The sequence below is a fragment of the Mycobacterium sp. D16R24 genome (assembly GCF_002013385.1).
Classification (GTDB): Bacteria; Actinomycetota; Actinomycetes; order Mycobacteriales; family Mycobacteriaceae; genus Mycobacterium.
The window spans coordinates 41941-68670 of sequence record NZ_MAEV01000002.1; the positions used below are offsets into that span (position 1 = coordinate 41941).

Here is a 26730-nt window from a genome sequence, read left to right on the forward strand (position 1 = left end):
TGAAAATGCGTGGTGGACCAGTAACGGTGTCGCTGACCGACAAGTGGGAGCCCTCCTCGGGATCGGTGATTACCTGGCAGCCCTCACCGGCGTCGTACGCGAAGGCACTCGAAGCGCCGGTCAGCGAGATACCGCCGAGCTTCATGCAGGTGCAGCATCTGCGCACGTATCTGCGGCAGGCAGCGAAGGGACTCGACTTCTCGCGGGTGCTCGTTTTCACGCTGGATATGCCGGGGCGGTGCGACAAGCGCGCTATGGGCCATGTGATCAACGCCCACCTGCGGCGGCACGATACGTACCGCAGCTGGTTCTCGCTCGACGAGGAGCAGAACATTGTCCGGCGCACGATCGCCGATCCGGCAGACGTGGAGTTTGTTCAGGTAAAACTGGGCGAGATGAGCTCCGACGAGGTGCGGGAGCTGGTGGTCTCGGAGACCCCGGACCCGTTCCGGTGGGACTGCTTCCGTTTCGGAATCGTCCAGAGCTCAGGGCATTTCACCTTCTATTTCAGCGTCGACCATCTGCACCTGGACGCGACTTTCGCGCGTCTGCTGATCATGGAGATCCTGATGGGATACAAGGCGCTGGTCCAGGGCGGAGCCCCCATCGATCTTCCGCCGGCCGGCAGCTATGACGATTACTGCATCCGCCAGCACGAATTCCTGTCCGGATTGACCCCCGATTCGGAGCCTGTTCGCGATTGGGTTCGGTTCGCCGGGAACAACCGTGGCAGCCTCCCGGATTTCCCACTGCCACTGGGGGATCACTCGGTGCCCTCCGGGACCTCGATCATCACCGAACAGCTGTTGGATGAGCAGCAGGCGCTGACGTTCGAGTCCGTCTGTGTAGATGCGGGCGCCCGGTTTATCGGCGGTGTGATGGCGGCGCTCGGGTTCGCTGAGCGTGAATTGACCGGCACCGATACGTATTACGGGATCACGCCGAGTGATGCCCGAGCGGAAGCCGATATGTTCACGACGGGATGGTTCACGGGGCTCGTCCCGATATCGGTGCCCGTTGATGGGACCTTCGGTGCTGCCGCCGTGGCGGCACAGGAATCCTTTGACCGTGGCAGGCAGCTGGTGAATGTTCCGTTCTACCGGGTACTGGAATTGGTGCCGGAGCTGAACTGGCCCCGTCCGTACCATCCGATGATCAACTTCTTCGACGGTGGCGCTCCGCCACTTTCGCAGCTGTTCACCAACCCGCTGCTGGTCAGTAATCCCATCGGCCTCTACGCGGAGAGCAAGTCGGTGTACCAGCTGACGATCTTTATCTCGCGGTTCCCGACGGAGACGACGCTGATGATCGCGTACCCGGAAAACCCCATCGCCCGGGAATCGATCACCCGCTACGTAGACCTCGTGAAGTCTATGTTCACGCGGATCTGCCAGCAGAATGACGTTGTGCCCGCGCGGTAGTCATGTGGACCATCGTTTTGTTGATGGCACTTGGGGTGAGCGTTGAGCCCACCCGGCTGGGATTGACGGTCTTGATGCTGAACAGGCCGCGACCGCTGTTACAGCTCTTCGTCTTTCTCTGCGGTGCCTTTGTCATGGGGCTGACCCTGGGGCTCACCTTGCTGTTTGTCCTGCGAGTGTCACCGATGGGGAACGCAGACGTTTCAGGGCCTTACATCCAAGTCGGTCTTGGTGCGCTCGCATTGATGGTGGCGGCGGTGCTGGCCATCACGGCTTTGATCCGCAGGCCTCCCGCAGCGCCACGTGCACCGCGGTCGGGCCTGGCGGAAAAGCTGACGACGCGAGTTCGCGGTTTCCTGCGCAACAACTCACTGTGGGTGGCCGGGGTCAGCGGATTGGGAATTGCCTTGCCGTCGGCGGACTTTCTAGCGGTGATCGCGCTCATCCATGCGTCGGGTGCCACGCAGCCCATACAGTCCATGGCGCTGCTCTTCTTCAATGCGGTGGCCTTCTCGATGGTCGCGCTGCCGCTGCTGAGTTATGCGGCCATGCCGGCGCGGACTTACGAGATGGTGTCGTCCCTGCACACCTGGGTTCGGACGCGTAGACGGATCGACGTCGCGGGGATTGTGGCAGTCCTCGGTCTGATCATCCTCACACTGGGAGCGATCGGGATTCTTCGGGCGTAACGCCGGTGAAATCCAGCTGTGGTGGGGGTATCCATTCGGTGGTGCCGTCGGTGTGTTTTCGGGTGCTCCAGCCGTGCTCGAGCAGGCGGTGGTGTGGTGCGCAGGCGAAGGTGAGGTTGTCGATGTCGGTGGGGCCGCCTTGGGCCCATGCGTTGATGTGGTGGACCTGGCACAAGTACCCAGGAACGTGGCAGCCGGGGTGGGTGCAGCCGCGGTCTTTGGCGTGCAGCACGATGCGCTGATCCGCGGTGGCGATGCGTTTCGAACGTCCGAGATACAGCGGTCGGCCGTCGTCATCGAAGATCGTCAGATAGTGGTGGGCATGGGCGGCCATGCGGATCAGATCACGCATCGGTAGCCGGGTGCCGGCGCCGGTGATCGCCACCCCGGCGGCGCCTTCGATCTCGGCCAGTGTCGTGGAGACGATGACGGTCACCGGTAGACCGTGGTGCGAGCCCAGGTCGCCGGAAGTCAGCGCCATGCGTGACATCGCCTTGAGGGCGTCGTGGTTGCGTTGGGCTGATGTGCGTTGATCGCGTTCGGCGGCTTCGGGGGCCGGTTCTCCGTCCACGAGAGGTGTTTGATCGTTCGGGTTGCACATGCCGGGTGCGGCTAGTTTGGCGAACACCGCATCCAGATAGGCACGCGTCTCCGGATCCAACAATCCCGAGATCGCGGACATGCCGTCAAAACCCTGCTGCCCGATGCTGATCCCACGTCGGCGTGCCCGATCCATATCGGAGAACTCGTCGTCGGGATTCAACAAGGCCATCATCCGATCGGCGCCGATACGCAGCGCCTCGGGCCGAAACCGGGCAGCCATCTGAGCCAACTGCCTCTCGGCGGCCTCGCGGGTTGGCGTATCCACCACCACCGGCAGCCGATCAAAGAAGCCACGAATGATCCGCACATGCTCGTCCCCGATATCGCCTCGACGCAAAGCCTCGGCCACATTCGGCAGCTGCGGCGCCAGTACTTCACCGGTCAACGCCTGTCGCGGCGCCAACTGTTCGGCATCAGCGATCCGGCGCCGAGCCGCACTCTTGCTGATATGCAATCGTCGCGACAGAACATCGGCATACGAAGTACCCCCGAGCTCCACCGGAGAGGCCTGGGCCGTCACCTTCGGCACCAACCCCAGTCCGCTGGCAGACAATCGGCGCTGCACAACCTCCAACCGGGCCAGCACCGTCAGCGCCTCAGATGCGGTCAGCTCCTGGATCGACTCAGCGCAGAAGGCATCAACTGCCGTCTCCAACACTCCAATCGAACCCATGTTCGAATGCTAACGATGCCCACCGACAAAACAGTTCTCGATGTGACAGCAGAAACTACTGTGACAAAAGAGTTTTCGGCCCTAAGTTCAGCCCAGCGCCAATGCGAGCGCGAAGACGCCGATAAGCACCACTGCCGCCGAAGCGTCGCGCCATCCCGGATAGATCGGGTGCGCCGAGATCCGCCCTGCGCCGCCCCGTGCCGTGATGGCGTCGCCCATCTCGGTGGCGCGGCGTAACGAGACGACCATCGCGGCGGTGCAGAGATCAACGACTTCCGCACGCCGCGAGGGCTTCTCCGGTTGTGGCGGCTGGAGTCTGCGTGCGGCCGCCAACAGCCGGAACTCTTCGGACAGCATGGGGAACATCCGGAACGCCAGGGAAATGGTGACCGCCCAATCATCGACCGGCACGCGCAGGATGCGCAGCGGCCGACACAAGAGCGCCACCGCCGGGGCGATATCGGCGACTTGGGTGGTCCACGAGATCACCGCGCCCAGGCCGATCAGGACAAGGCCCAGTGAGGTGACGCGCAGGAAATCCAGGAAGCCGCCGACACCGATGGTGGCCGGTCCGAGCTTCAGCTCGGGAGCGCCCCCGTTGACAATCGTGAACAGGCTGCCCGCCACCACTAGGAGCCAGACCCACCGGGGAACCGACGGGATGCATGTGGGGGAGATCCCGGCGAGCCCGGCCGTCACAAGAATGAGCAGGGCGACAAGCCCGATCGCCGTCCAGGACGGCATCACGGTCAGCAGCACCGATATTGCCAGCACCGCAATGAGTTTTGTTCCGGCCCAGAGCGCGTGGATGGGAGACGGTCCAGGCACCGGGCGCATCAGCATCAACGGGCGTCGCTGACTCATCCGACGGTCACCAACTCACCTTGTTCGAGACGAATGGTGCGTGGACACAGCGGGGACAGGCTGTCGGTGTCGTGGGATATCACGATGACGGCCTGCCCCTGGTTGCGGATATGCACCAGCAGATCTATGAGGTCGGCCTGGGCGTCGACGTCCAGGCCCGCCAATGGCTCATCGAGAATCAGCAGCCGTGGCGAGCGGGCCAGTAGTCCGGCCAGGGCGACTCGCCGCAGCTGGCCGCCGCTGAGCCGATCGATAAGCACCCCAGCAATATTCGGATCCAGGCTGACCGAGGCCAACGCGCCAGCAATGTTGTCGGTGTCGGAGGCTGAGTACCCGGCAAGTGCGGCCACCGCCGCCCCGGCGTGCCCACGCAGCAGTTGCAGTCTGGCGGCTTGGAAGCACAACGCCACCGCACCAACCTGTTCCGCGGCGGGACGGCCATCGAGTAGGCATTGACCCGCCGAGGGATCCAGCAGGCCCGCCATGATCCAGGCCAGAGTGGACTTGCCGGAGCCGTTGCCACCGCAGAGCAGTATCCCGTCGCCGGAACGAACCTGGAAAGAGATGTCTCGCAGGACGGATTGCGACCATGGGGTTCCGACCGCGTAGTCGAAGGAGACTCCCTGTACATCGAGAATTGTTTCACCGCTGACAGATTCGATGGGGGATGGGTGTTCTGCAGGCTCACGCGCGGCCGCCGTGCCGCTGCCGCCAAGTGCCACCACCCGATCGGCGGCATTGGCCTCCTGCGGGTAATGCGTGATGTGCACCAGCCCCAGATCGTGGTGGGAGGTGAGTCCGTCGAGCACGGTGATCAGTGTCTGCCTGCCGTTGTGGTCCACCATGGTGGTCACCTCGTCGGCGATCAGGAGAGCGGGTTCCCGCGCGAGTGCCGAGGCGACCGCGAGCCGCTGGAGCTCTCCACCCGAGAGACCCGCGGTGTCCCGATCACTCATCCCGCTCAACCCCACCTCACCGAGCAGGCTCTCGATGTCGATCTCGCGGTTGTGCGGCAGCCCCCACACGATGTCGTCGCCCACACGTAGTCCCAGCACCTGACTCTCGGGGTGCTGCAGGACCAACGCGGTCCCGCCCACCTGACCCAGGCCCACTCCGGCGGGGCGTTCGATGGTGCCGGTCGTGGGTGTGATGCCCGCCAGGATGCGCATCAGGGTGGACTTGCCGGAGCCGTTGGCGCCGGTCACCGCGATGTGTTCGCCGACGTCGACGCTCATGGACACCGGGGCCAGGGCATCCCGGTCCGCTCCTGCATATCGATAACCGGCATCGGTGAGGACGGTCGGCAGCGGACCCGGTGGTGCACCGTCGTGTCCGGCGGGCAGCATCCCGACCGACGACAGGTCGGTCACCTCCTCGAGTCGCCGCAGTACCGGCGTGAGTACCCGCCATCCGAAAGAGGTTCCGAAGATGACGATGAGCCACACCGAGACCCCAAAGAACCAGGGCCAGTGCACGATCCAGCCCTGTACGGCGTGATCCAATCCTGTTGCGGCGCGGCCGAGAATCGGCACGCCGCTCAAAAGCGTCGCGAACCCGCCGACATTGGCGGCCACCGCACCCAGAACAACCTCGCGCAGATTCCTCAGGGCCGCGAACACGCCGACACAGAAAGAGGAGACCAGCACACCCCACAGCGCCGCGACGGCCAACATTGTTGCCGCGCCGCGATTTCGGCGCCTCACCTGGCCGGCGATGGCGCCCATGTATGCGCATGTCAGCGCCGAAACCAGGCCGCCGAATCCCGCGATCAGGAAGCTGATGAGGCCGGCGGCGACACATGCGGCCAGCGCCACCCGGATGCGATGCCGGTAACAGAGCACTCCCATCGGGACGGCTCCCAGCCAGGCGAACACCACGGCGCCCGGCAGCACAATAGAGACCACGGCGATCGCGCCCATGAGGGCAGCAGTCATCGCGGCCTGGGCCAACTCCGCTGGTTGCATACGATTCGGTTGCACTGGGACCGATTAGAGCATGGCTAACCCAGCCCCGTGATCCACGTCCACGTAAACTCGCGCGGTGACTCATGACGCCTACCTCGTGGGCCTGCGCCTCACCGGACGCAAGGTCGTAGTTGTCGGCGCCGGATCCGTCGCGCAGCGGCGCCTCGGGCTGCTGATCGCCAGCGGCGCCGATGTCCACGTGATCGCGCCCAGCGCCACTCCAGCTGTCGAAGGCATGGCCTCGATCACCCTCAACCTCAGGCCGTATCAGGACGGCGACCTCGATGGGGCTTGGTACGCGATCGCCTGCACCGACGACCCGGCCGTCAATGCCGCGGTGGTGTCCGAAGCGGATCGACGCCGCATCTTCTGCGTCCGGGCCGATTCCGCCCGGGAGGGCACCGCCGTCACCCCGGCGTCCTTCAATCACGACGGCATCGCTGTCGGTGTCTTGACCGGTGGTCAGCACAAGCGGTCCGCCGCTCTGCGTTCGGCCATCCACGAGGCGCTGCAGCGCGGGCTCATCACCGAAATCGCCGAAACGAGACCAGAGGGAGTGGCGCTGGTCGGCGGGGGACCGGGTGATCCTGATCTCATCACCGTCCGTGGACGTCGTCTCCTGGCGCAAGCCGATGTTGTTGTCGCCGACCGGCTCGCCCCCGCCGAACTTCTGGCGGATCTCGGTCCCCACGTCGAGGTCATCGATGCCGCGAAGATCCCCTACGGCCGCGCGATGGCTCAGCAGGAGATCAACCGGGTGCTCGTTGAACGGGCACAGGCCGGCAAGTTCGTCGTCCGTCTCAAGGGTGGGGACCCGTTTGTCTTCGCCCGCGGCTACGAGGAGGTGCTGGCCTGTGCCGAGGCCGGTGTCCAGGTGACCGTCGTACCCGGTGTGACCAGTGCAATCTCCGTCCCCGCGGCGGCCGGGGTGCCCGTCACCCATCGTGCGGTCAACCACGAGTTCGTGGTCGTCAGCGGACACGTCGCGCCGGGACACCCGGAATCGTTAGTCAATTGGGATGCGCTTGCTGCCTTGAAGGGAACCATCGTGTTGCTGATGGCCGTCGAGCGCATCGAGCAGTTTGCGAAGGTGCTCATCGATGGGGGCCGACCTGCGGATACCCCGGTATTGGTGGTGCAACACGGCACCACTGATGAGCAACGGGTGCTACGTGCGGACCTGGCCAGCGCGCCAGAGCGCATTCGCTCACAGGGCATTAGGCCGCCGGCAATCATCGTCATCGGCCCCGTTGCTGCTTACGGCGCCTCTTCGTGACCTAAGGGCACGTTAAGAGGACGGTAAGGTGTCCTCCATGCCTGCCCTCAGCGTCGAGCAGCTCACTCAAAAGGCGCGAGAACTTCTGCCGTCCCGGCACTACCTGTACGCCGTCATCGCGATCGCCGGTATGCAGTTCCTGGCCACCATGGACGGCACCATCGCCGTCGTCACGCTGCCCAAGATTCAGGCCGAGCTGCACCTCAACGACGCCACCCGAAGCTGGGTCATCACCGCGTACATGCTGTCCTTCGGCGGGCTGATGTTGCTCGGCGGGCGCCTCGGTGACACCTTCGGCCGTAAGCGGGTCTTCATCGGCGGCATCGCGTTGTTCACCCTCGCTTCGATCGGGGTGGGCCTCGCGCAGGAGGACATCGGTCTGGCAGTTTTCCGTCTCATCCAGGGTGTCGGTGCGGCCATCGCATCTCCCACGGCGCTGGCCTTGGTAGCGACCACCTTCCCCAAGGGGCCGCTGCGTACCGCTGCCGTCGCGGTGTTCGGTGCCATGACGGGCGTGGGTTCCATCGCCGGACTGATCGTCGGCGGTGCGCTAGCCGAGGTGTCCTGGCGTCTGGCGTTCCTTATCAATGTGCCCGCCGGTGCGCTGATGATCTACCTCGCCGTGCGGTCACTGTCCGAGACCGAACGTGAACCGATGAAGCTGGACGTGATGGGATCGGTGCTGGCGACCCTCGGCTGTACCGCCGCGGTGTTCGGCTTCACCCAGGGACCCGACCGCGGATGGGATTCCCCGTACACGATCGTGTCGCTGGCCGTCGCCGCCGTGCTCCTGATCGCATTCCTGATCGTCGAACGCACCGCGGAGAACCCGGTGCTGCCGCTTAGCTTGTTCAAGGACCGCAATCGGGTTGCCACCTTCGCGGCGATCTTCCTGGCCGGCGGCGTGCTGTTCACCCTGACCATCACCATCGGCCTGTACATGCAGGACCTGATGAAATACAGCCCGCTGCGAACCGGAGTCTCTGCCATTCCGTTCGTCGTCGGTATGGGGATTGGCCTGGCTCTGTCTTCGCAACTCGTCACGCGCATGGCGCCTCGGGTGCTGATCCTGTGCGGCGGCGTCGTGGTGTTCGCGGCGATGTTGTACGGCTCGACGGTTGACCGGGCAATCGATTACTTCCCGGATTTCGCGACGCTCATCTTCGTCGGTGGACTCGGTATCGGCACCATCGTGGTGCCCGTGATCTTGTCGGCCATCACCGGCGTGGACGCCGACCGCATCGGGCCGCTGTCCGCCATCTCTCTCATGCTGCAAAACCTGGGTGGCCCAATTGTTCTGGTGATCATCCAGGCGATCATCACCTCGCGCACGCTGTACCTGGGCGGCGCCAAGGGGCCCGTGCAGAACATGAACCAAGCGCAGCTGCACGCCCTCGACCACGGCTATACGTACGGCCTGCTGTGGATCGCCGGAACGGCCGTGCTGGTGGGGGTGGCAGCGTTGTTCATCAGCTACACCGCTGCAGACGTCGCCCATGCGCAGAAGGCGCAGTCCGCGCACGACCAGGGCCTGGACGAAGAGCAGCCTGTCTAACAGTCCTGCGGGGTGTAGTCCCCAGCGCGGAACAGCAGTCCGTTGGTGACGGGAATGCCGTCATTGACGGTGATGTGACAGGACATCCGGAACACACTCGCAGGTCCGGCCGCGGTCACTCGAAGAACCGGCGGGGCTCCGGTGAGTTTCACCGTGCGCTCCCAGTAGTACCCGGCGAACGTGTGTCCCGACTCCTCCCGGAGCTGATTCCCGTCTTGGTAGGACACGGTGAAGTCGGCATTGCCGATTCCGATGGCCGACAACGAGTACTTGACTGTGGCCGGGGCTGCGTCGGCCGGTGCCGCGACTCCCAGGCCGAACATCGCCACCGCCGGAATGATCGCCCACGCACGCATGCGTTCGATGCTAGCCGGAGGTCCGGGCGGCGCGCCGATATGCTGTGCAACCGTAACTGACGGTCTTCGCCCGAGAGGCTCATCAATGATCACCCGGCTCTCCGAGCTTTTCGTACGCACGCTGCGCGACGACCCGGCCGACGCCGAGGTTCCCAGCCATAAGCTGCTCATCCGCGCGGGCTATGTGCGCCCCATTGCGCCGGGTGTGTACAGCTGGCTACCGCTCGGCCTTCGGGTCCTCCGCAAGATCGAGAACATCGTCCGTGAAGAGATGAATGCCATTGGCGGCCAAGAGATCCTGCTGCCCGCTCTGCTTCCGCGCGCGCCGTATGAGACCACGAACCGGTGGACCGAGTATGGCGATTCGCTGTTCCGGCTCAAGGATCGGCGTGGTGTCGACATGATGCTTGGCCCCACCCACGAGGAGCTCTTCGCGCTCACCGTGAAGGGGGAGTACAGCTCCTACAAGGATTTCCCGGTCATCCTCTACCAGGTGCAGACGAAGTACCGGGACGAGGCGCGTCCGCGTGCGGGCATTCTGCGCGGGCGCGAATTCGTCATGAAGGACTCGTACTCCTTCGATACATCCGATGACGGGCTCAAGACGGCCTATCACGCGCACCGCGAGGCGTATCAACGCATATTCGGCCGACTGGGTCTGGACTATGTGATTGTGGCGGCCACCTCGGGAGCCATGGGCGGTAGTGCATCCGAGGAGTTCCTCGCCGAAAGCCCCACCGGGGAAGACACTTTCGTGCGATGCGTGGAATCCGGATACGCCGCCAACGTCGAGGCGGTCATCACACCGGCACCGCCGGCGCGGCCTGTCGAGGGACTCCCCGAAGCCGTCGTGCATGAGACGGGTGACACTCCGACCATCGCGACTCTGGTGGACTGGGCGAATTCCGCCGATCTGGGCAGGTCTGTGACGGCGGGTGACACCCTCAAGAACATTCTGTTGAAGGTGCGCCAGCCAGGTGGCGAGTGGGAGCTGCTGGCCGTCGGAGTTCCCGGTGATCGTGAGATTGACGACAAGCGCCTCGGTGCCGCGCTGGAGCCCGCCGAGTACGAGCTGATCGGTGACGCGGACTTCGCCAAGCATCCGTTCCTGGTGCGCGGCTACATCGGGCCGAGGGGATTGATCGCGAACGGTGTGCGGTACTTGGTCGATCCGCGGATCGTGGAGGGCTCCAGCTGGATCACCGGTGCCGATGAACCCGGCAAGCACGTGGTCAACCTCGTCGCCGGTCGCGATTTCACCCCCGATGGCACCATCGAGGCCGCAGAGGTGCGCGACGGTGACCCCTCGCCCGACGGCGCCGGGCAGTTGGTGTCGGCACGCGGGATCGAGATCGGCCACATTTTCCAATTGGGCCGCAAGTACACCGACGCATTCACCGTCGACGTGCTCGGCGAGAACGGCAAACCGGTGCGGCTCACCCAGGGTTCCTACGGTGTCGGCGTCTCGCGGCTCGTGGCCGTCGTTGCTGAGCAGCAGCACGACGAGCTCGGGCTGCGCTGGCCCGCTGCGGTATCGCCGTTCGATGTGCACGTCGTCATCGCCAACAAGGACGAGGCCGCGCGGGCGGGGGCCGAGGCGCTTGCCGCCGACCTGGATCGGTTGGGTCATGAGGTGCTTCTCGATGACCGCACCGCCTCCCCGGGTGTCAAGTTCAAGGACGCCGAGCTGCTCGGTGTGCCCTGGATCGTGGTGATCGGCCGCGGTTGGGCCGATGGGACCCTCGAGCTGCGCAACCGGTTCACGGGCGAGGCGCAGTCCATTGCGGTGGCCGACGCGGTGACGTCCGTCACGGAGGCGATTTCGGTAGGCGATAAGGTATAGACATGCCGTCTTTTAAGCTTGCCTCGTTGGTCGAAAGTGATTTCGACACAAGCGATTTCGTGTATACGTTCTCCACTCCGCTGCCCAAGGACGCGGCGACGGTGTGGGCCGAACTCAATGGTGAAAGCCCGCTGCACTGGTGTAAGGCCATCAACAAGATCGGCTGGACTTCGCCGGAGCCGCGAGGTGTGGGCTCCACCCGCACCGCCAAGCTCGCACTTCCCGGTGCCGCCGTCAACGAGCGGTTCATTGTGTGGGAGGAGAGCGCCGAGCGATACCGCAACGCGTTCACCGTCGAGACGGCGACCTTCCCGGGCACCAAACGGTTCGGTGAGCTCTACGAGGTGGTGGGCACCGCGACGGGCTCGCTGTTCACCTGGAGCTTCTTCATCGAGCCGTCCCTAGGCTTCGCCCGCCATCTCAAGCCGGTGATCCGTCGCGGGCTGTCCGGTCTGATCACCGACACCCAGAAACACTTCGCCTAGGTTTCGGTCCCTCCCGGGAACGCGATACTGGCGGGCGTGATGTCGGCGGCCACCCGCCACCGCGCCGCGCGGATCGCGCTCTCGGTGAGCATCCGTACCGCGAACCCACGATCGTCACCGTTGTCGGCCAGTTCGGCGACAGCGCGCCAGCGCGCCGCCGTGTCCGCCTCGACTTGCAGCGCCAGCTTGGTGGCGTCGGAGGGGGTGTTCACCGGGAACGGCGTCTTGTAGCCGGCAGCGGCCACCGGTGCGGCCACCGAACGGCCACGCAGCTTGGCGATGCATTCCTCGCGGCATAGCCGGTGCTCGATGAGGCACTCGGTGACCAGCCAGTTGTTGTCGGGCACCGAGTGTGCCGACACCAGTCCGTACGCGTAGATGGCTGCGTGCTCGTTCGCCAGGGCATCGGCCAGCGCGGTGTCGTCGGCCGATGAGGCGGGCTGCGGTGTGGGTTCGGTTGTGGTCATGGCAGATCAACCTCGGCCGCCGAGGCGCACGAGGCACTGATCGAGGCCAGCAGGCCAGCGCGGTATCCGCTGTGTTTGGTAGCCAGGTCCATCGCTGATCTCGACGAGTCCTTGAGTTGAGTCTTGATCTGCTCAAGCTGTGGTGGTGGTGATGCCGGCGATGTGGTGGTGCTGGACGGCGGCGTGGTCGTGGTCGCGCCCGGGATGCGGGCGAGCTCTTTGGTCAGTGCGACACCGTGCGCGCGGCGGATTGCCGCGACGGCCGTCAGCGCGGGTGCCAGCTCGGCATTGGCAGTGGCCGCTGCGGCCGCCGATGTGGCATCGCGCTGGGCGAGGTCGATCTGGATGAGCAGGTCGTCCACCTCGGGTTTGGCATCAGGTGTCTGCTGGCACGCGGCGGCCACGACGGCAACGCCGAGTGCGGCGCCGCCGATCAACAGGTCGCGGCGCGACAGGCTTCTGAGCATTCGCCCATCCTGCCAGTGTGCGCGGTTGGCGCATGACAGCCCTCGCCGGGCGTAAGGTGGAGTGCTGGTCAGGACGAGAGTCCCGGCTAGTGTGTGCAAGCTGAACCGCCCGACAACTCAAGATGAGGAGCCACAAACGCCATGGGGCTGCCATCCGATGACCAGGTGATCGAGCTGCTCGCTCCCGAGTTCTCCCGGTCAGGCGTCGAGATCGAGAGTGTCGTCGTCAACGAAGAAACGGTTCCCGCCCGCATCACGGTGGTAGTCGACTCGGACTCTCCGGTGGACTTGGACGCGGTCGCCGCGCTGAGTCGCACCGCATCGGCATTCTTGGACGAGGCCGACACCGGCTGGGAGACCTACGACCTGGAAATCACCACACCCGGTGTCGATCGTCCGCTGACCACTGCCGTGCATTTTCGACGTGCCCACGGCCGGCTGGCGCAGATTCGCCTCGCCGATGGTGAGGATCTGCTCGGCCGCATCGGCATCGCGAACGATGACGGAATACAAGTGGTGGTGCGTAAACCGGTCAAGGGCACCGGCTGGACCGTCCGCGATCTCGCGTTCTCCGATATCGAGAGTGCGATCGTGCAGGTGGAGTTCACAACGCCCAACCCGCAGGAACTCAATCTGGCTGGGGCAGCCGAAACTGGAGGTGGCGCGTGAACATCGATCCCGCAGCGGTAAACCTGATGGCTGCCGATAAGGGCATCACCGTCGACGAGGCGATTGACATCATCAAATCGGCGCTGCTGACGGCCTACCGGCACACCGACGGGCATGAGCCGAACGCGCGTATCGAACTCGATCGCAAGACGGGTGTGGTCCGCGTGCTGGCCCGCGAGACCGACGAGGACGGCAATCTCATCACCGAATGGGATGCCACACCTGAGGGATTCGGCCGTATCGCCGCCACCACCGCACGGCAGGTGTTCCAGCAGGGAGTGCGTGATGCGGAGAACGAGCACAAGTTCGGTGAGTTCTCCACGCGCGAGGGCGAGATCGTCGGCGGAGTGATCCAGCGCGACGCTCGGGCCAACGCGCGGGGACTTGTCGTGGTCCGCATGGGTAGCGAGACAAAGGGATCCGAGGGTGTCATCCCGGCTGCCGAGCAGGTGCCGGGCGAGGACTACCGCCACGGAGATCGGCTGCGCTGCTACGTCGTTGGCGTATCCCGAGGTGCACGCGAGCCGTTGATCACCCTGTCGCGGACGCACCCGAATCTGGTGCGCAAGCTGTTTTCACTGGAGGTGCCGGAGATCCACGACGGCTCCGTGGAGATCGTCGCGGTTGCCCGTGAGGCGGGACACCGCTCCAAGATTGCGGTGGCCTCGAAGGTTTCCGGACTCAATGCCAAGGGTGCCTGCATCGGTCCGATGGGGCAGCGGGTGCGCAATGTGATGAGCGAGCTCGCCGGCGAGAAGATCGACATCATCGATTACGACCCGGATCCCGCGCGTTTCGTCGCGAATGCGCTCTCACCCGCCAAGGTGGTATCGGTATCGGTGATCGATGAGGCGGGTAAGGCTGCCCGCGTCATCGTCCCCGATTTCCAGCTGTCCCTGGCGATCGGCAAGGAGGGGCAGAACGCCCGCCTGGCGGCCCGTCTCACCGGATGGCGCATCGACATCAGAAGTGACGCAGATTCCGAAAATTAGCACCGAGTAGCGGTAGGTACTGACCAAAGTCCCTATCGGCACATAACTTGCATCTCATATACAAGTTATGTGCAACTAACGCGATTCACCGACCTGGGTCTACGCATTGTCATGCGGCTGGCCACCGAAGGGCCGGGCGCTCAGCTGCACACCGGTGATCTCGCCGTCCAACTTTGCGTGCCCTACACGCATGCTACGAAAGTCGTTGCCCGGCTTTCGGAAATAGGCGCGATTGAATCCACCCGCGGACGCCGCGGGGGAGTGTGCATCACGCAAGGTGGACTTGACCGTCGGGTGGGATCGCTGGTTCGCACATTGGAGCGCGACGGCGAGGTCATCGACTGTGAGGGAGCCGTGCCCTGCCCGCTCCGTCGCACCTGTCGCCTGCGCGACGCGCTTCGCTCGGCGCAAGAGGCATTCTTCGCCGACCTCGATCAGTGGACTGTGGCCGAAATCGCCCGTCCAACAATGGAAAGGAAGTAGTCACGTGCTATCAGCAGAGTCGCTGGCAGTCATCCGTCAAACCCTCCCCGCAGTGGCGGGGGCGATCGACGAGATCACACCGTTGTTCTACTCCAAGCTCTTCGCGGCGCACCCCGAGCTGCTTCGCGATCTGTTCAACCGCGGCAACCAAGCGGCGGGGGAGCAGCCGAAGGCGCTCGCCGCGTCCATCGCTTCATTCGCCGGTCTTGTGCTGGAAGGCGAAGGTGCCCAGTATGATTCGGTGCTCGACAGGATTGCTCACAAGCATGCCTCGTTGGGAATTGTTGCCGAGCAGTATCCGATCGTCTACGAGCATCTGTTCGCTGCAATCGCGGAGGTGTTGGGGGCCGCGGTGACCGAAGAGGTCGCGAATGCCTGGAGCGAGTTCTACTGGCTCATGGCCGATGAGTTGATCGCGCGGGAGAAGGCGCTGTACGGCGCCGCGGGGGTTGCGCCGGGCGACGTGTGGCAGCAGGTCACGGTGGTGCGCCGCCAGCTGGAATCGGCAGACGTGGCCGGGTTCGAGTTACGCGGGGCATCCGGTGATCTTCCGAGTTTCCTTCCGGGACAGTACGTATCGATACAGGTCACGTTGCCTGACGGGGCCAGGCAGATTCGTCAATACAGTTTGTCACGTGGCACCCATCAGGATGACTGGCGTATTGCCGTCAAACGGATCAGTGGTGGTGGTACTCCTGCGGGAGAGGTGTCGAACTTCATCTACGACAACGTCTTCGAGGGGCAACAGTTGCGAGTCTCACTACCTATGGGCGAGTTCACGCTCGACGATTCGACGGATCCGTTGGTTCTGGTATCCGCCGGCATCGGCTGCACGCCGATCATGGGGATGCTGCAAGAGCTTGTAGCCACGCAGTCGCCACGAGAGGTCGTGGTTCTGCACGCAGATCAGTCGGCTGCCGCGCACGCTTACCGACACGAGTTGGCAGATCTCGTGGGCCGACTGCCCGCCGGGCGGCTGCACACGTGGTACGAACGGGCACATGTGGAGCTTCCCGCGCACGGTATCGGTCGCATGAGCCTGCACCGACTGCCGCTCAACAGGCTATCTACGGTGTTCGTCTGCGGTCCCCGGCCCTTCATGTCGGCCGTCAACGAAGACCTGGTGTCTCTCGGCATCCCGCAGGAGCAGATCAATCACGAGCTGTTCGGACCGTTGGCTTCGGCTATGGCATGACGTGCATAGATGTAGGCGTGGCAGCGCTGGCCGCATTCTGGTTGGGCTTGGTGGTGGCGATCTCGTTCATCGAGGCGCCTCTGAAGTTCCGGGCGCCGGGTGTGACGATCCCCGTGGGGCTCGCGATAGGTCGCTTGGTGTTCCGTGCGCTCAACGCGGTGGAGTGTGTCGTGGCTTCGGCTTTGGTGCTGCTCATGGTGCTGGGCAATCTCTCCGCCGGTGTGATCGCCGCGGTGATCGCGGCATGTGTGTGTCTGGCAATCCAGCTGGTGGCCGTGCGACCAGCCATGATGAGACGAACCAATACGATCCGCGACGGCGCGGAGTATGCCGGGCGTAGCCGTGTACACCTGGCGTATGTCGCGCTCGAGTGCATCAAGGCACTGGCGTTGGTTGGTGTTGTGGCGCTCGTCGCAGCGGGGGTTCGATGACCGGAATACAGCCTTGTCATTCGAGGCTGTGGGCCGATTCATAAATAAGGTGTCGCGGACGGTAGACTAAGCCGTGATCCAGCGCGAGACTTCGGTGTTCGCACATGCCCAAACCGGTAAACCGGTACGGACATGCGTCGGCTGCCGGGGGCGAGAGCTGGCTGCAGATCTGCTTCGTGTGGTTGCTACGGATGATCGACGCGTTGTTGTCGATAGCCGCCGCAGGCTGCCCGGCCGAGGTGCGTGGTTGCATCGGTCGGCGCAGTGTTATCACCTGGCGGTAAAGCGGCGAGCGTTCGCGCGAGCGCTCCGGATCAGCGGAAACCCGGATACCTCCGCGGTCTTCGAACTTGTTGAGGAATACCAAGAGATTGGCAACGACAAACAATGAGCACACCGTGAAGCGTCGATGATGATCGTCCATCACAGCTAACACGAGGCACGGCGCCTGAAGCCGCTGCCTCGCAGACAGGAGAGCAGTGGCAGGCAAGGCCCGGGTACACGAGTTAGCTAAAGAACTCGGTGTGACCAGTAAAGAAGTTCTCGCCCGACTGAGCGATCAGGGCGAATTCGTTAAGTCCGCATCTTCGACGGTGGAAGCCCCCGTCGCGCGGCGTCTTCGTGAGGCATTCGGCGGTGGCGATAAGCCCGCTGCCGCAGGATCCAATGGCGCGCCCGCCGAGACGGCGGCAGCCCCGAAGAAGGCCGGTCCCAAGCCCGGCGCCCCTAAGCCGGCCCCGAAGAAGGTCGCTGAGCCGGTTGTCGAGGCCCCCCCTGCGCCGGAGCCTCCGGTTGCAGCAGCCCCACCTGCGCCCGCTGCGCCTGTCGCACCGGCTGCTCCCCAGCCGGCCGCTGCGGCGTCGCCCGTAGCGGATGCGCCCGCGGCACCGGCAGCACCCGCGCCGGGACCCCGTCCGGGTGCGACGCCGGGTCCCAAGCCTGGCGCTCGCGTACCGCGCGTCGGCAACAACCCGTTCTCCTCGGCGCAGCCGGTCGAACGGCCGGCGCCGCGTCCTCAGGCGCCGCGTCCCGGAGCTCCTCGTCCCGCTGGAGCCTCCCCAAGCAACATGCCCCCGCGCCCGTCGCCCGGATCCATGGGCCCGCGCCCGCCGCGTCCCGGTGGTCCACCCCGTCCCGGTGGTGGCCGTCCCGGTGGTCCCGGTGGTGGTCGTCCGGGTGGTCCCGGTGGTGGTGGCGGCGGTAACTACCGCGGTGGCGGTGCCGGTGGCGGCGCTCCCGCTGGTGGTCCTCCCGGCGCTGCTGCTGGTGGCTTCCGCGGTCGCCCCGGTGGTGGCGGTGGTGGCGGTGGCCGCCCCGGTCAGCGCGGTGGCGCGGCTGGTGCGTTCGGCCGTCCCGGTGGTGCCCCGAAGCGTGGTCGCAAGTCGAAGCGAGCAAAACGCGCCGAGTACGAGAACATGCAGGCGCCGGTCGTCGGTGGTGTGCGGTTGCCGCACGGCAACGGCGAGGTCATTCGACTCGCGCGTGGTGCTTCGCTGAGCGATTTCGCGGAGAAGATCGATGCCAACCCGGCTTCGCTGGTGCAGGCATTGTTCAACCTCGGCGAGATGGTGACCGCCACGCAGTCCGTGGGTGACGAGACCCTGGAGCTGCTGGGCGGCGAGATGAACTACACCGTTCAGGTCGTGAGCCCCGAGGACGAGGATCGCGAGCTGCTGCAGTCCTTCGACCTCACCTACGGCGAGGACGAAGGCGGCGAAGAGGATCTGGAGATCCGTCCGCCGGTCGTCACCGTCATGGGTCACGTCGACCACGGAAAGACCCGACTGCTCGACACCATTCGGCAGGCCAACGTCCGCGAGGGCGAAGCCGGCGGTATCACGCAGCACATCGGTGCCTACCAGGTCTTGACTCAACTGGACGGCAACGAGCGGCTGGTCACCTTCATCGACACCCCCGGTCACGAGGCGTTCACCGCCATGCGTGCACGTGGTGCCAAGGCCACCGATATCGCGATCCTGGTGGTCGCCGCCGATGACGGCGTCATGCCGCAGACGGTGGAAGCCATCAACCACGCCCAGGCGGCCGATGTGCCGATCGTGGTCGCGGTCAACAAGATCGACAAGGAAGGTGCCGACCCGGGCAAGATCCGGGCGCAGCTCACCGAGTACAACCTGGTCGCCGAGGACTTCGGTGGCGACACCATGTTCGTCGACATCTCGGCCAAGCAGGGCACCAATATCGACGCCCTGCTGGAGGCTGTGCTGCTGACCGCTGACGCGGCACTGGACCTGCGTGCCAACCCCGATATGGAAGCCCAGGGTGTGGCGATCGAGGCGCATCTGGACCGCGGTCGCGGCCCGGTGGCCACGGTGCTCATCCAGCGCGGAACGCTGCGGGTCGGCGACTCGATCGTCGCCGGAGATGCGTACGGCCGCGTGCGTCGCATGGTCGACGAGCACGGCGAGGATGTCGAGGAGGCACTGCCTTCGCGTCCGGTACAGGTCATCGGTTTCACCTCGGTGCCCGGTGCGGGTGACAACCTGCTTGTCGTTGACGAGGACCGCATCGCCCGGCAGATCGCCGACCGTCGCAGTGCGCGCAAGCGCAACGCGCTGGCCGCCCGTAGCCGCAAGCGGATCAGCCTGGACGATCTGGATGCCGCGCTGAAGGAAACCAGCCAGCTGAACCTGATCCTCAAGGGCGACAACGCCGGTACGGTCGAAGCCTTGGAAGAGGCGCTGCTCGGTATCGTGATCGACGACGAGGTGCAGCTGCGGGTCATTGACCGCGGTGTCGGTGGTGTCACCGAAACCAACGTCAACCTGGCCTCGGCCTCGGACGCCATCATCATCGGCTTCAATGTGCGGGCCGAGGGCAAGGCGACAGAGCTGGCGAACCGCGAGGGCGTCGACATTCGGTACTACTCGGTGATTTACCAGGCCATCGACGAGATCGAGAGCGCGCTCAAGGGCATGCTCAAGCCGGTCTACGAAGAGGTCGAGCTGGGCCGCGCCGAGATCAGGGCACTGTTCCGGTCGTCGAAGGTCGGCAACATTGCCGGCTGCCTGGTCACCTCGGGCATCATCCGGCGCAACGCCAAGGCCCGACTGCTGCGCGACAACATCGTGGTCGCCGAGACCGTGACCATCTCATCGCTCAAGCGGGAGAAGGATGACGTCACTGAGGTCCGCGATGGTTACGAGTGCGGTCTGACGCTGACCTACAACGACATCAAGGAAGGCGACGTCATCGAGGCGTACGAACTCCGCGAGAAGGAACGGGTCTAAGGTGGCCGATCCGGCTCGCGCGCGGCGACTGGCGAAGCGGATCGGGGCCATCGTCGCCTCGGCGATCGAGTACGAGATCAAAGACCCGAGGCTGACGATGGTCACGGTCACCGATACTCGGGTGACCAACGATCTGCACGATGCGACCGTGTACTACACCGTGATGGGGCAGACTCTGTCCGACGAGCCGGATTACCCCGGCGCGGCGGCCGCGCTAGAAAAGGCAAAGGGTGTGCTCCGAACCAAGGTGGGTGCCGGGACAGGGGTGCGGTTCACGCCCACCCTGACCTTCGTGCTCGACACCATCGCCGATACCGCGCGGCATATGGAGGAACTGCTGGATCGGACGCGTGCGGCTGATGCCGCGCTCGCCGAGGTCCGACAGGGAGCCGTGCATGCCGGTGACACCGATCCCTATAAGGCGTCCCCGGCAGAGGAGCCCGCACCCGACGAGGACGATGAGCGCCGTCCCGATTGAGACGGGTGCCGTGGGGGCACGCGTAGACGTAGAGGGCGCTGTGGCGCTCCTGGCCAAGGCCAGGAGGGTGGTGATCATCTGTCACGTGCACCCCGACGCCGACACTGTGGGCAGCGGGTTGACACTCGGACAGGCGTTGGTGGCCAAGGGCGTTGACGTCCAGGTCAGTTTCGGGGCGCCGGCGGCGCCTCCGGAGTCAGTGGGAACGCTGCCGGGTGCAGAACTGTTGGTCCCGCCGCACGAGCTGCGCAGAGACCCGGATCTGGTGGTCACGGTCGACAGCCCGAGTGTGCGGCGGCTTGGCCAACTGGGCGAGCTGGTTGAGGGTCCGGCACCGGTGCTTGTCATCGACCATCACGTGTCCAATGAGCTCTTTGGTACGGCGAATTACGTTGATATCGAAGCTGATTCGACCACGATGATGGTGGCTCGGTTGCTCGACGCCTGGGGAGTGAAGATCACCCCCGAGATGGCGCACTGTTTGTACGCCGGTTTGGTCACCGACAGTGGGTCTTTCCGCTGGGCCACCGCGCAGGGGCACCGGCTGGCGGCCCGTTTGCTGGACTTGGGTGCCGACGGTGTGAACATCACCCGCACCTTCATGGATTCACACCCGTTCGTCTGGCTGCCGATCTTGTCGCGCGTGCTGGGCACCGCGCAGTTGATTCCTGATGCGGTCAAGGGTGCGGGTCTGGTGTATGCCGTTGTCACCCATGATGTGTGGTCCTGTGCGCGCACCGAGGAAGTTGAGTCGATCGTCGACATCGTCCGTACCACCACCGAGGCCGAGGTCACGGCGGTATTCAAGGAGATCGAGCCCGAGCATTGGTCGATATCGATGCGGGCCCGTTCCGCGGTGGACCTGTCCGCGGTAGCGGGCACCTTTGGTGGCGGTGGACATCGGCTGGCCGCCGGGTTCTCGGCGACCGGCCCGGTCGACGAGGTGGTGGCGGCGCTGGTTCGCGCCCTTGACTGACGCCGGTAGGGCCGGGATGTCCGGGCTGGCCCGCCGAATCATCGCTTTGGCGGTGCCCGCGTTAGGCGTGTTGGCGGCCGAGCCGTTGTATCTGCTTTTCGATATCGCCATGGTGGGCCGTCTGGGCGCAGTGTCTTTGGCCGGTTTGGCCGTCGGGGGACTGGTGCTTTCGCTCGTGGCAACGCAGTTGACCTTCCTCTCGTACGGCACCACCGCCCGTGCGGCACGACTGTTCGGCTCCGGTGACCGCCTGGGCGCTGTCCATGAGGGTGTGCAGGCGACCTGGTTGGCGCTTCTTATCGGGGCCGCCCTGGTGCTCATCGTGAATATGGTGGCCGCGCCGGTGGTCCGGGCCATCGCCGCGGCACCGGATGTGGCCGCTCAGGGTCTGACGTGGGTGCGTATCGCCATCTTCGCGGCGCCCGCAATCCTGGTCTCGCTCGCCGGTAACGGGTGGATGCGGGGAGTGCAGAACACGGTCAGGCCGTTGCGGTATGTGATTGTCGGCTTTGCGGTTTCGGCAGTGCTGTGCCCGGTGCTGATCTACGGATTGCTCGGAGCACCCCGGATGGGTGTGGCGGGGTCTGCCATCGCCAATCTGGTGGGGCAGTGGCTGGCCGCGATCCTTTTCTTACGCGCCCTGCACGTCGAGCACGTTCGGCTCGGGATGGATCCTCCTGTGCTGCGCGCACAGCTGGTGTTGGCGCGCGATCTGCTGGTGCGCAGTCTGGCGTTCCAGGCCTGCTTCATCAGTGCCGCGGCGGTGGCTGCACGGTTTGGGGCGGCAGCGCTGGCGGCGCATCAGGTGGTCCTGCAGATGTGGAGTTTTCTTGCGCTGGTTCTTGATTCCCTTGCCATCGCGGCGCAAACGCTCGTCGGTGCCGCGCTGGGGGCGGGCCGGGTGTCGGAGGCCAAGTCGGTGGCGTGGAAAGTGACGGCGTTCTCGCTGGGCTTCGCGGTAGTACTGGCGGCCCTTCTTGCCCTCGGCGCTCCGGTACTGCCGGGGCTGTTCACATCTGATGCCACGGTGTTGCATCAGATGCACGTGCCATGGTGGTTCCTGGTGTGTCAGTTGCCGATTTCGGGTCTTGTGTTCGCGCTGGATGGGGTGCTGCTGGGTGCCGCCGATGCCCGGTTCATGCGCAACGCCACCATGATCAGCGCGCTGTGCGGGTTCTTGCCGCTGGTGTGGTTGTCGTTGGCCTTCGGGTGGGGGCTCGCCGGAATCTGGTCCGGGCTCACTCTTTTCCTGGTGCTGCGGCTGCTGTTGGTCGGATGGCGCACAGCATCGGGCCGCTGGGCGGTGCCAGGAACCGGCTCGTGATCAGTGCACCGGGGGGTACTGCGGATACTGCGGCTGCGGGTATCCGGCCGGCGGCGGTGGGTATCCCGCAGCCGGGTAGCCCTGGTATGTCGGGGGCTGCGCTGCCAATCGCCGAATCTGCTTGATCTGCCCCATGTTTCCGAAGAGCGCGACCCAGTTCATGACGAGAATGGACAGGAAACTCCACCATCCGGCGGCCAGATTGTGGGTCTGCGCGTCGCGGTAGGCGGCCTCGCACTGCTCAAGTGTCCCGGTGATCGTGTACGACCGGGTGCTGAACATGATCAGCATCCCGGTGTGCTTGGTCAGCCGTACCTGAAAGTACCTGGGCGGTGTGGCCGGATATTGCTGTGGATAGGACATGTTTCTCCCCCTGATCGTGTAGCTCACCCGATGATATCGGGGGTTTGCCAGCGCTTGACTATGTGATCCAGGTCACTTGCGGAGTATTCTGGGAAACGCTGGATGAGGAGGTGTTTCGAAATGAACCTTGATCGATTTGCCGTGTGGACCGGCTACTTCCTTGGACTGGTGTCGGTCACGATCACCGCGTTGGGGCTGGCGGCGTTGGCCTCCGGACATCACGGCTGGGGAATGGTCGCGGCCATCACGCTATTGGTCACCGCGGGTTTGGGATTCGCGGTGGTAGGCGGCACCGTGCATCACGACCATAAAGTCCACAAAGAGACGCCGCACCTGATGTAAGGGTCACCGCGGCGTTTCGGAGTGAAACCGGCTACTGCCGTTTGCGGTACTCGTGGCCGACCCAGCATGTCGCCGGATCGCGCTATGTCGCTTGGACCATTAGGCGTTCTGGTTGCGACCGCGCTCCATGATGGCCGCCCGACGTTCCTCAACACCCTCGGCGATGGAGTTCTGCTCGATCCACCGGTGGGCGTCGTCGAGGGCCACCTGAAGGCCGTTGCCGACGAGCTCGGACTCGATGCGGCGGTAGGAGGCCAGGAGTTCACGCACTGCGGGCTGGTTGTTGCCGGCGATAGTGGCGGCGAGCCGCTTGGCCGCCGGCAGCAGCTCCTCATGGGCAACCACCTCGGTGACCAGACCGGCGCTTAGCGCGTCCTCGGCCGACAGGTAGTCGCCGGTGAGGCTCATGCGCCGTGCCAGCCCGCGTCCTACCGAGAGCGGGAGCAGGGTAGTCAGTCCCCAGGTGGGCAGAATGCCGACGCGAGCATGGGTATCGGCGAAACGTGCCTTCTCCGAGGCGATCAGGATGTCGCAGGCCAGCGCCAGCTCCAGCCCACCGGTGACGGCGGCCCCATTGATGGCGCCGATGACGGGTTTGGACAGCTCTGGCCACCACGGGTCCAGGGTATCGGCACGGTCACCGCTGCCCAGTTCCTTGAGGTCGACACCCGCGCAGAACACCGGGTCGGCGGCGGTCAGGATCATCACGTCAACATCGTCGTCGGCGTCGGCCGCGGTGACGGCCTTGACGATCTCCTCACCGAGGGCCTTGCTCAGCGCATTACGGGCCTGCGGCCTGTTCAGCGTGATGGTGCAGATCCGGTCTTCGGTCTGCGTCAAGAGAATCTGTTCGGTCATGCGTCGATAACCTCCTTGGCGATACGTTCGGCGTGGATGGCGCGGCCTCCGAAGAGTGCCGAATTGCTAACGGCCCGTTTGTAGTACAGGTGGGCCGCGTGTTCCCAGGTAAATCCGATGCCGCCATGGCTCTGGATGGCCTTGGCGGTTACTTCTACCGCACCGGCCGATGCCACCTGCTGGGCGATGCTGCTGGCCAGCGCGGGATCGTCCAGGCTCGGGTCGTCATGCGACCAGGCCGCGTGATAGGCGGCGCCACGCACGTTCCCGGCTGCCGCGGCCATATCGGCGAGGCGGTGCTTGACAGCTTGGAACGACCCGATGGTCCGCCCGAATTGAATTCGGGACTTGGCGTATTCGGTTGTCACATCCAGCATATAGGCGGCGATACCGGCTTGTTCGGCCGCTAGTACGGTGGCGGCGACGTCGAGTGCCGTGGTCACGACATCCGCGCCCTGCCCTTGCTCGCCGACTACGCGCGCCGGAGTGGAGTCGAAGTGGATGTTGGCCTGGCGCCGGGTCAGATCGAGGGTGGCCAGAGCGTGCCGGTCGACTCCCGATGCGTTCCCGTCGACCGCGAAAAGGGTTGGACCCGAGTCGGTATCGGCGAGCACCAGAATCACGTCGGCGGTGGCGCCGTCCGGAACGTGCTCGGCGTCCCCGGTGAGCTTCCATCCGTCGGCGTCGGATTCGGCTGACACGGTGACGGCGTCGGCCAACCGGGTGCGGCCGCCAGCCAGCGTGATCGTTTTGTCACCGGAGGCCAGAGCGGGTACCCATTCGGCAAGGGCGTCACTGTCGCCGCTGGCCGCCAGCGCGGTAGCACCCAGTGCTGCGCTCGATATCCACGGCAGGCAGGCCAGTGTGCGTCCCAGTTCCTCTGCCACGATGGACAATTCGATAACGCCCAGGCCGCCACCGCCATATTCTTCGGGCAGGCTCAGCCCCACCACGCCCAGCTCGGAGCCCAGGGCATGCCAGGCGTCGAGGTCGACGGTGCCGGCGTCGGCGATCTGGCGCACATGCTCGGGTGTCCAGACCCGTTCGCACCAACTACGTACCAGCGAGCGCAGGTCGCCGTGCTCTTCGGTGAACTCGAACTCACTCATCCGCGGGGCACGTCCTTCCATGCTTTGTCGGTATCAACCCGAATATCGCCGGGTAGTCCGAGAACGCGTTCTCCGATGATGTTGCGCATCACGTCGGAGGTGCCGCCCTCGATGGTGTTGGCCTTGGACCTTAGGAATGCCCACATGGTGTCGGCGCGGCGGTCATCCTCAACGACGCGCCGCATGTCGTAGGAGGCGTACAGGGTCGCCTCAATGCCCAGCAGTTCGACGCAGAAGTCGTAGATCTGCTGGTTGAGTTCTGCACCCATCAGCTTGCCGATCGACCCCTCCGGCCCCATCGGTGCATCGCCCTGCGCGGCGATCCGCATCTGTGTGCCGTAACGGTTTCCCTCCGAGCGCACGAACAGATTCGTCAGCTTGGCTCGCAGCTCGGGGGTGTGCAGGTCGGGTCGCTGCTTCCAAAGATCTAGGGCGTTGCCGATCGATCCGCCACCACGGCCGTGGTCGAACGCCCCGCCCAGCGCGCTGCGCTCGTTCATCAGCGTCGTCATCGAGACTCGCCAGCCATCGCCTTCATTACCCAGACGCTGGGAGTCTGGGATGCGGACATCGGTGAGATAAACCTCGTTGAACTCCGCATCACCGGTCATCTGGCGCAGTGGACGGACCTCGACGCCGGGATCTGTCATGTCGACCACGAAGTAGGTCAGGCCGCGGTGCTTGGGTACCTCGGGATTGCTCCGTGCCACCAGCAGCGCCCAGCGCGCCTGGTGGGCGCCTGATGTCCACACCTTCTGGCCGTTGATGATCCAGTCGTCGCCGTCACGCACCGCGCGGGTGGCCAGGCCCGCCAGGTCGGAGCCCGCGCCAGGCTCACTGAACAGCTGACACCAGAGTTCCTCGCCGGTGAATAGCGGACGCAGGATCCGCTGGGTCAGTTCGGGCTGTCCGTGTGCGAGCACCGTGGGAGCCGCCATGCCGTACCCGATCACGTTGATAAACAACGGATCTGGCATGCCCGCCGCACGCAGGATGGTGTCGGAGACGGCCTGTAGTGCGGGCGGTGCGTTCAGGCCGCCGAGACCAACCGGGAAGTGGACCCAGGCCAGGCCCGCGTCGTAGACGGCGCCGAGCAGTTCGGTGACCGGGGTGGAGGCAGGGGGGTGGGTGGACAGAACCTCGTGTGCGGCGGCGGCGAGCCGGTCGCGTTGCGATGAACCGCTCGCGTGAAGAGCGTTGGATCCCGCGCTAGACGGCTCCGATGACGTCACTGGCATGACTTACGTATACACGCGCATGCAAACTAACCGGTGGGTGGGGCATGGCGTCTTCGGGAATGTCTTCCTACTGTCATAGGTATGTGCAGGAACATCACCGAACTACGCGGGCTGGAGCCTGCCGCGACCGACCAGGAGATCGAGGCGGCGGCACGGCAATACATCCGCAAGATCAGCGGGATTCAGAAGACCTCCGATGCCAATCGGGAAGCGTTTGAGCACGCGGTGACGGAGGTGACGGCCACGACGATGCGTCTGCTCGACTCATTGCCGGCACGTCGGCAGCCACCCAAGACAGTGCCGCCGCTGCGACGTCCCGAGGTGCAAGCCCGCATCGCGGCGCGCGGCTAGCGCGCCCGAT

At 65.0% G+C, this 26730-nt stretch carries 28 protein-coding genes; 18 read left to right on the forward strand and 10 right to left on the reverse strand.

Going from position 1 to position 26730, the window contains the following annotated elements; all coding sequences use genetic code 11:
- Nucleotides 1–5: 5 nt before the first annotated feature.
- Entirely contained in the window at nucleotides 6–1421 is a 1416-nt protein-coding gene (locus tag B4383_RS01155; protein ID WP_078287605.1) for a condensation domain-containing protein, read from the forward strand.
- Nucleotides 1422–1423: 2 nt separating this feature from the next.
- A complete protein-coding gene (locus B4383_RS01160) occupies nucleotides 1424–2110 on the forward strand; it encodes a GAP family protein (protein ID WP_078287606.1) in 687 nt (228 codons plus the stop codon).
- Here B4383_RS01160 and B4383_RS01165 read toward each other — a convergent pair.
- The 3 genes from B4383_RS01165 to B4383_RS01175 form a co-directional block, all read right to left on the reverse strand.
- Nucleotides 2076–3386 carry an HNH endonuclease signature motif containing protein gene (locus B4383_RS01165; protein ID WP_078287607.1) on the reverse strand — a complete coding sequence of 437 codons (1311 nt, stop codon included), beginning with the start codon at nucleotides 3384–3386 and terminating at the stop codon, nucleotides 2076–2078. The two genes, B4383_RS01160 and B4383_RS01165, sit on opposite strands and share 35 nt — an antisense overlap.
- 87 nt (nucleotides 3387–3473) lie before the next feature.
- Complete coding sequence (locus B4383_RS01170) at nucleotides 3474–4250, reverse strand: energy-coupling factor transporter transmembrane protein EcfT (RefSeq protein WP_078287608.1); 777 nt, start codon at nucleotides 4248–4250, stop codon at nucleotides 3474–3476.
- Complete coding sequence (locus B4383_RS01175; protein ID WP_078287609.1) at nucleotides 4247–6214, reverse strand: DUF2232 domain-containing protein; 1968 nt, start codon at nucleotides 6212–6214, stop codon at nucleotides 4247–4249. Before B4383_RS01175 ends, B4383_RS01170 begins: the two co-directional genes overlap by 4 nt.
- Nucleotides 6215–6290: 76 nt before the next feature.
- On the opposite strand from B4383_RS01175, the gene cobA reads away from it, so the two are divergent.
- Nucleotides 6291–7490, forward strand: coding sequence for a uroporphyrinogen-III C-methyltransferase (cobA, locus tag B4383_RS01180; RefSeq protein WP_078287610.1), 1200 nt, complete (start codon nucleotides 6291–6293; stop codon nucleotides 7488–7490).
- Between the two features lie 37 nt (nucleotides 7491–7527).
- Nucleotides 7528–9045, forward strand: coding sequence for an MFS transporter (locus B4383_RS01185; protein ID WP_078287611.1), 1518 nt, complete (start codon nucleotides 7528–7530; stop codon nucleotides 9043–9045).
- Here the strand turns inward: B4383_RS01185 and B4383_RS01190 are convergent.
- Nucleotides 9042–9401 (reverse strand): hypothetical protein, encoded by a 360-nt coding sequence (locus tag B4383_RS01190; protein ID WP_078287612.1) that lies wholly within the window; start codon nucleotides 9399–9401, stop codon nucleotides 9042–9044. The two genes, B4383_RS01185 and B4383_RS01190, sit on opposite strands and share 4 nt — an antisense overlap.
- An 85-nt stretch (nucleotides 9402–9486) precedes the next feature.
- Here B4383_RS01190 and B4383_RS01195 point away from each other — a divergent pair, with 85 nt between their 5' ends.
- Complete coding sequence (locus tag B4383_RS01195; RefSeq protein WP_078287613.1) at nucleotides 9487–11244, forward strand: proline--tRNA ligase; 1758 nt, start codon at nucleotides 9487–9489, stop codon at nucleotides 11242–11244.
- Entirely contained in the window at nucleotides 11241–11729 is a 489-nt protein-coding gene (locus B4383_RS01200; RefSeq protein ID WP_078287614.1) for an SRPBCC family protein, read from the forward strand. The genes B4383_RS01195 and B4383_RS01200 overlap by 4 nt, the downstream gene beginning before the upstream one ends.
- Here the strand turns inward: B4383_RS01200 and B4383_RS01205 are convergent.
- Entirely contained in the window at nucleotides 11726–12196 is a 471-nt protein-coding gene (locus B4383_RS01205; protein WP_078287615.1) for a ferritin-like domain-containing protein, read from the reverse strand. The genes B4383_RS01200 and B4383_RS01205 overlap by 4 nt on opposite strands.
- Complete coding sequence (locus tag B4383_RS01210) at nucleotides 12193–12663, reverse strand: hypothetical protein (RefSeq protein WP_078287616.1); 471 nt, start codon at nucleotides 12661–12663, stop codon at nucleotides 12193–12195. The genes B4383_RS01205 and B4383_RS01210 overlap by 4 nt, the downstream gene beginning before the upstream one ends.
- 141 nt (nucleotides 12664–12804) lie before the next feature.
- On the opposite strand from B4383_RS01210, the gene rimP reads away from it, so the two are divergent.
- The 10 genes from rimP to B4383_RS01260 all read left to right on the forward strand — a co-directional run bounded on the left by rimP (nucleotide 12805) and on the right by B4383_RS01260 (nucleotide 22459).
- Nucleotides 12805–13332 carry a ribosome maturation factor RimP gene (gene rimP / locus B4383_RS01215; protein ID WP_078287617.1) on the forward strand — a complete coding sequence of 176 codons (528 nt, stop codon included), beginning with the start codon at nucleotides 12805–12807 and terminating at the stop codon, nucleotides 13330–13332.
- On the forward strand, nucleotides 13329–14324 hold the full coding sequence (gene nusA / locus B4383_RS01220) for a transcription termination factor NusA (RefSeq protein ID WP_078287618.1): 996 nt from the start codon (nucleotides 13329–13331) through the stop codon (nucleotides 14322–14324). Before rimP ends, nusA begins: the two co-directional genes overlap by 4 nt.
- Nucleotides 14325–14393: 69 nt before the next feature.
- Complete coding sequence (locus tag B4383_RS01225) at nucleotides 14394–14807, forward strand: Rrf2 family transcriptional regulator (RefSeq protein WP_078287619.1); 414 nt, start codon at nucleotides 14394–14396, stop codon at nucleotides 14805–14807.
- Nucleotides 14808–14811: 4 nt separating this feature from the next.
- A complete protein-coding gene (locus B4383_RS01230; RefSeq protein WP_078287620.1) occupies nucleotides 14812–16002 on the forward strand; it encodes a globin domain-containing protein in 1191 nt (396 codons plus the stop codon).
- Entirely contained in the window at nucleotides 15999–16433 is a 435-nt protein-coding gene (locus B4383_RS01235; protein WP_078287621.1) for a hypothetical protein, read from the forward strand. Before B4383_RS01230 ends, B4383_RS01235 begins: the two co-directional genes overlap by 4 nt.
- A 94-nt stretch (nucleotides 16434–16527) precedes the next feature.
- Nucleotides 16528–16824 carry a YlxR family protein gene (locus tag B4383_RS01240; protein ID WP_078287838.1) on the forward strand — a complete coding sequence of 99 codons (297 nt, stop codon included), beginning with the start codon at nucleotides 16528–16530 and terminating at the stop codon, nucleotides 16822–16824.
- Between the two features lie 88 nt (nucleotides 16825–16912).
- The gene (gene infB, locus B4383_RS01245) at nucleotides 16913–19681 is read left to right on the forward strand and encodes a translation initiation factor IF-2 (RefSeq protein ID WP_078287622.1); all 2769 of its coding nucleotides are present in this window, start codon (nucleotides 16913–16915) and stop codon (nucleotides 19679–19681) included.
- A 1-nt stretch (nucleotide 19682) separates the two neighbouring features.
- Nucleotides 19683–20159 (forward strand): 30S ribosome-binding factor RbfA, encoded by a 477-nt coding sequence (rbfA, locus tag B4383_RS01250; RefSeq protein WP_078287623.1) that lies wholly within the window; start codon nucleotides 19683–19685, stop codon nucleotides 20157–20159.
- Complete coding sequence (locus tag B4383_RS01255; protein ID WP_078287624.1) at nucleotides 20140–21135, forward strand: bifunctional oligoribonuclease/PAP phosphatase NrnA; 996 nt, start codon at nucleotides 20140–20142, stop codon at nucleotides 21133–21135. The genes rbfA and B4383_RS01255 overlap by 20 nt, the downstream gene beginning before the upstream one ends.
- A gap of 16 nt (nucleotides 21136–21151) precedes the next feature.
- A complete protein-coding gene (locus B4383_RS01260; protein WP_078287625.1) occupies nucleotides 21152–22459 on the forward strand; it encodes an MATE family efflux transporter in 1308 nt (435 codons plus the stop codon).
- Here B4383_RS01260 and B4383_RS01265 read toward each other — a convergent pair whose 3' ends face one another.
- The gene (locus B4383_RS01265; RefSeq protein ID WP_078287626.1) at nucleotides 22460–22822 is read right to left on the reverse strand and encodes a hypothetical protein; all 363 of its coding nucleotides are present in this window, start codon (nucleotides 22820–22822) and stop codon (nucleotides 22460–22462) included.
- Nucleotides 22823–22942: 120 nt separating this feature from the next.
- Between B4383_RS01265 and B4383_RS01270 the strand changes: the two genes are divergently transcribed.
- Complete coding sequence (locus tag B4383_RS01270) at nucleotides 22943–23164, forward strand: hypothetical protein (RefSeq protein ID WP_078287627.1); 222 nt, start codon at nucleotides 22943–22945, stop codon at nucleotides 23162–23164.
- A 99-nt stretch (nucleotides 23165–23263) separates the two neighbouring features.
- Here the strand turns inward: B4383_RS01270 and B4383_RS01275 are convergent, their stop codons facing one another.
- The 3 genes from B4383_RS01275 to B4383_RS01285 are packed head-to-tail and all read right to left on the reverse strand — an operon-like array spanning nucleotide 23264 to nucleotide 26369.
- On the reverse strand, nucleotides 23264–24022 hold the full coding sequence (locus tag B4383_RS01275; RefSeq protein ID WP_078287628.1) for an enoyl-CoA hydratase: 759 nt from the start codon (nucleotides 24020–24022) through the stop codon (nucleotides 23264–23266).
- Nucleotides 24019–25152, reverse strand: coding sequence for an acyl-CoA dehydrogenase family protein (locus B4383_RS01280; RefSeq protein ID WP_078287629.1), 1134 nt, complete (start codon nucleotides 25150–25152; stop codon nucleotides 24019–24021). The genes B4383_RS01275 and B4383_RS01280 overlap by 4 nt, the downstream gene beginning before the upstream one ends.
- Nucleotides 25128–26369: an acyl-CoA dehydrogenase family protein gene (locus B4383_RS01285; protein WP_139360474.1), complete on the reverse strand. Its 1242-nt coding sequence runs from the start codon at nucleotides 26367–26369 to the stop codon at nucleotides 25128–25130. The genes B4383_RS01280 and B4383_RS01285 overlap by 25 nt, the downstream gene beginning before the upstream one ends.
- A gap of 81 nt (nucleotides 26370–26450) precedes the next feature.
- Here B4383_RS01285 and B4383_RS01290 point away from each other — a divergent pair, with 81 nt between their 5' ends.
- A complete protein-coding gene (locus B4383_RS01290) occupies nucleotides 26451–26720 on the forward strand; it encodes a DUF2277 domain-containing protein (RefSeq protein WP_078287630.1) in 270 nt (89 codons plus the stop codon).
- The last annotated feature ends 10 nt before the right edge of the window (nucleotides 26721–26730 follow it).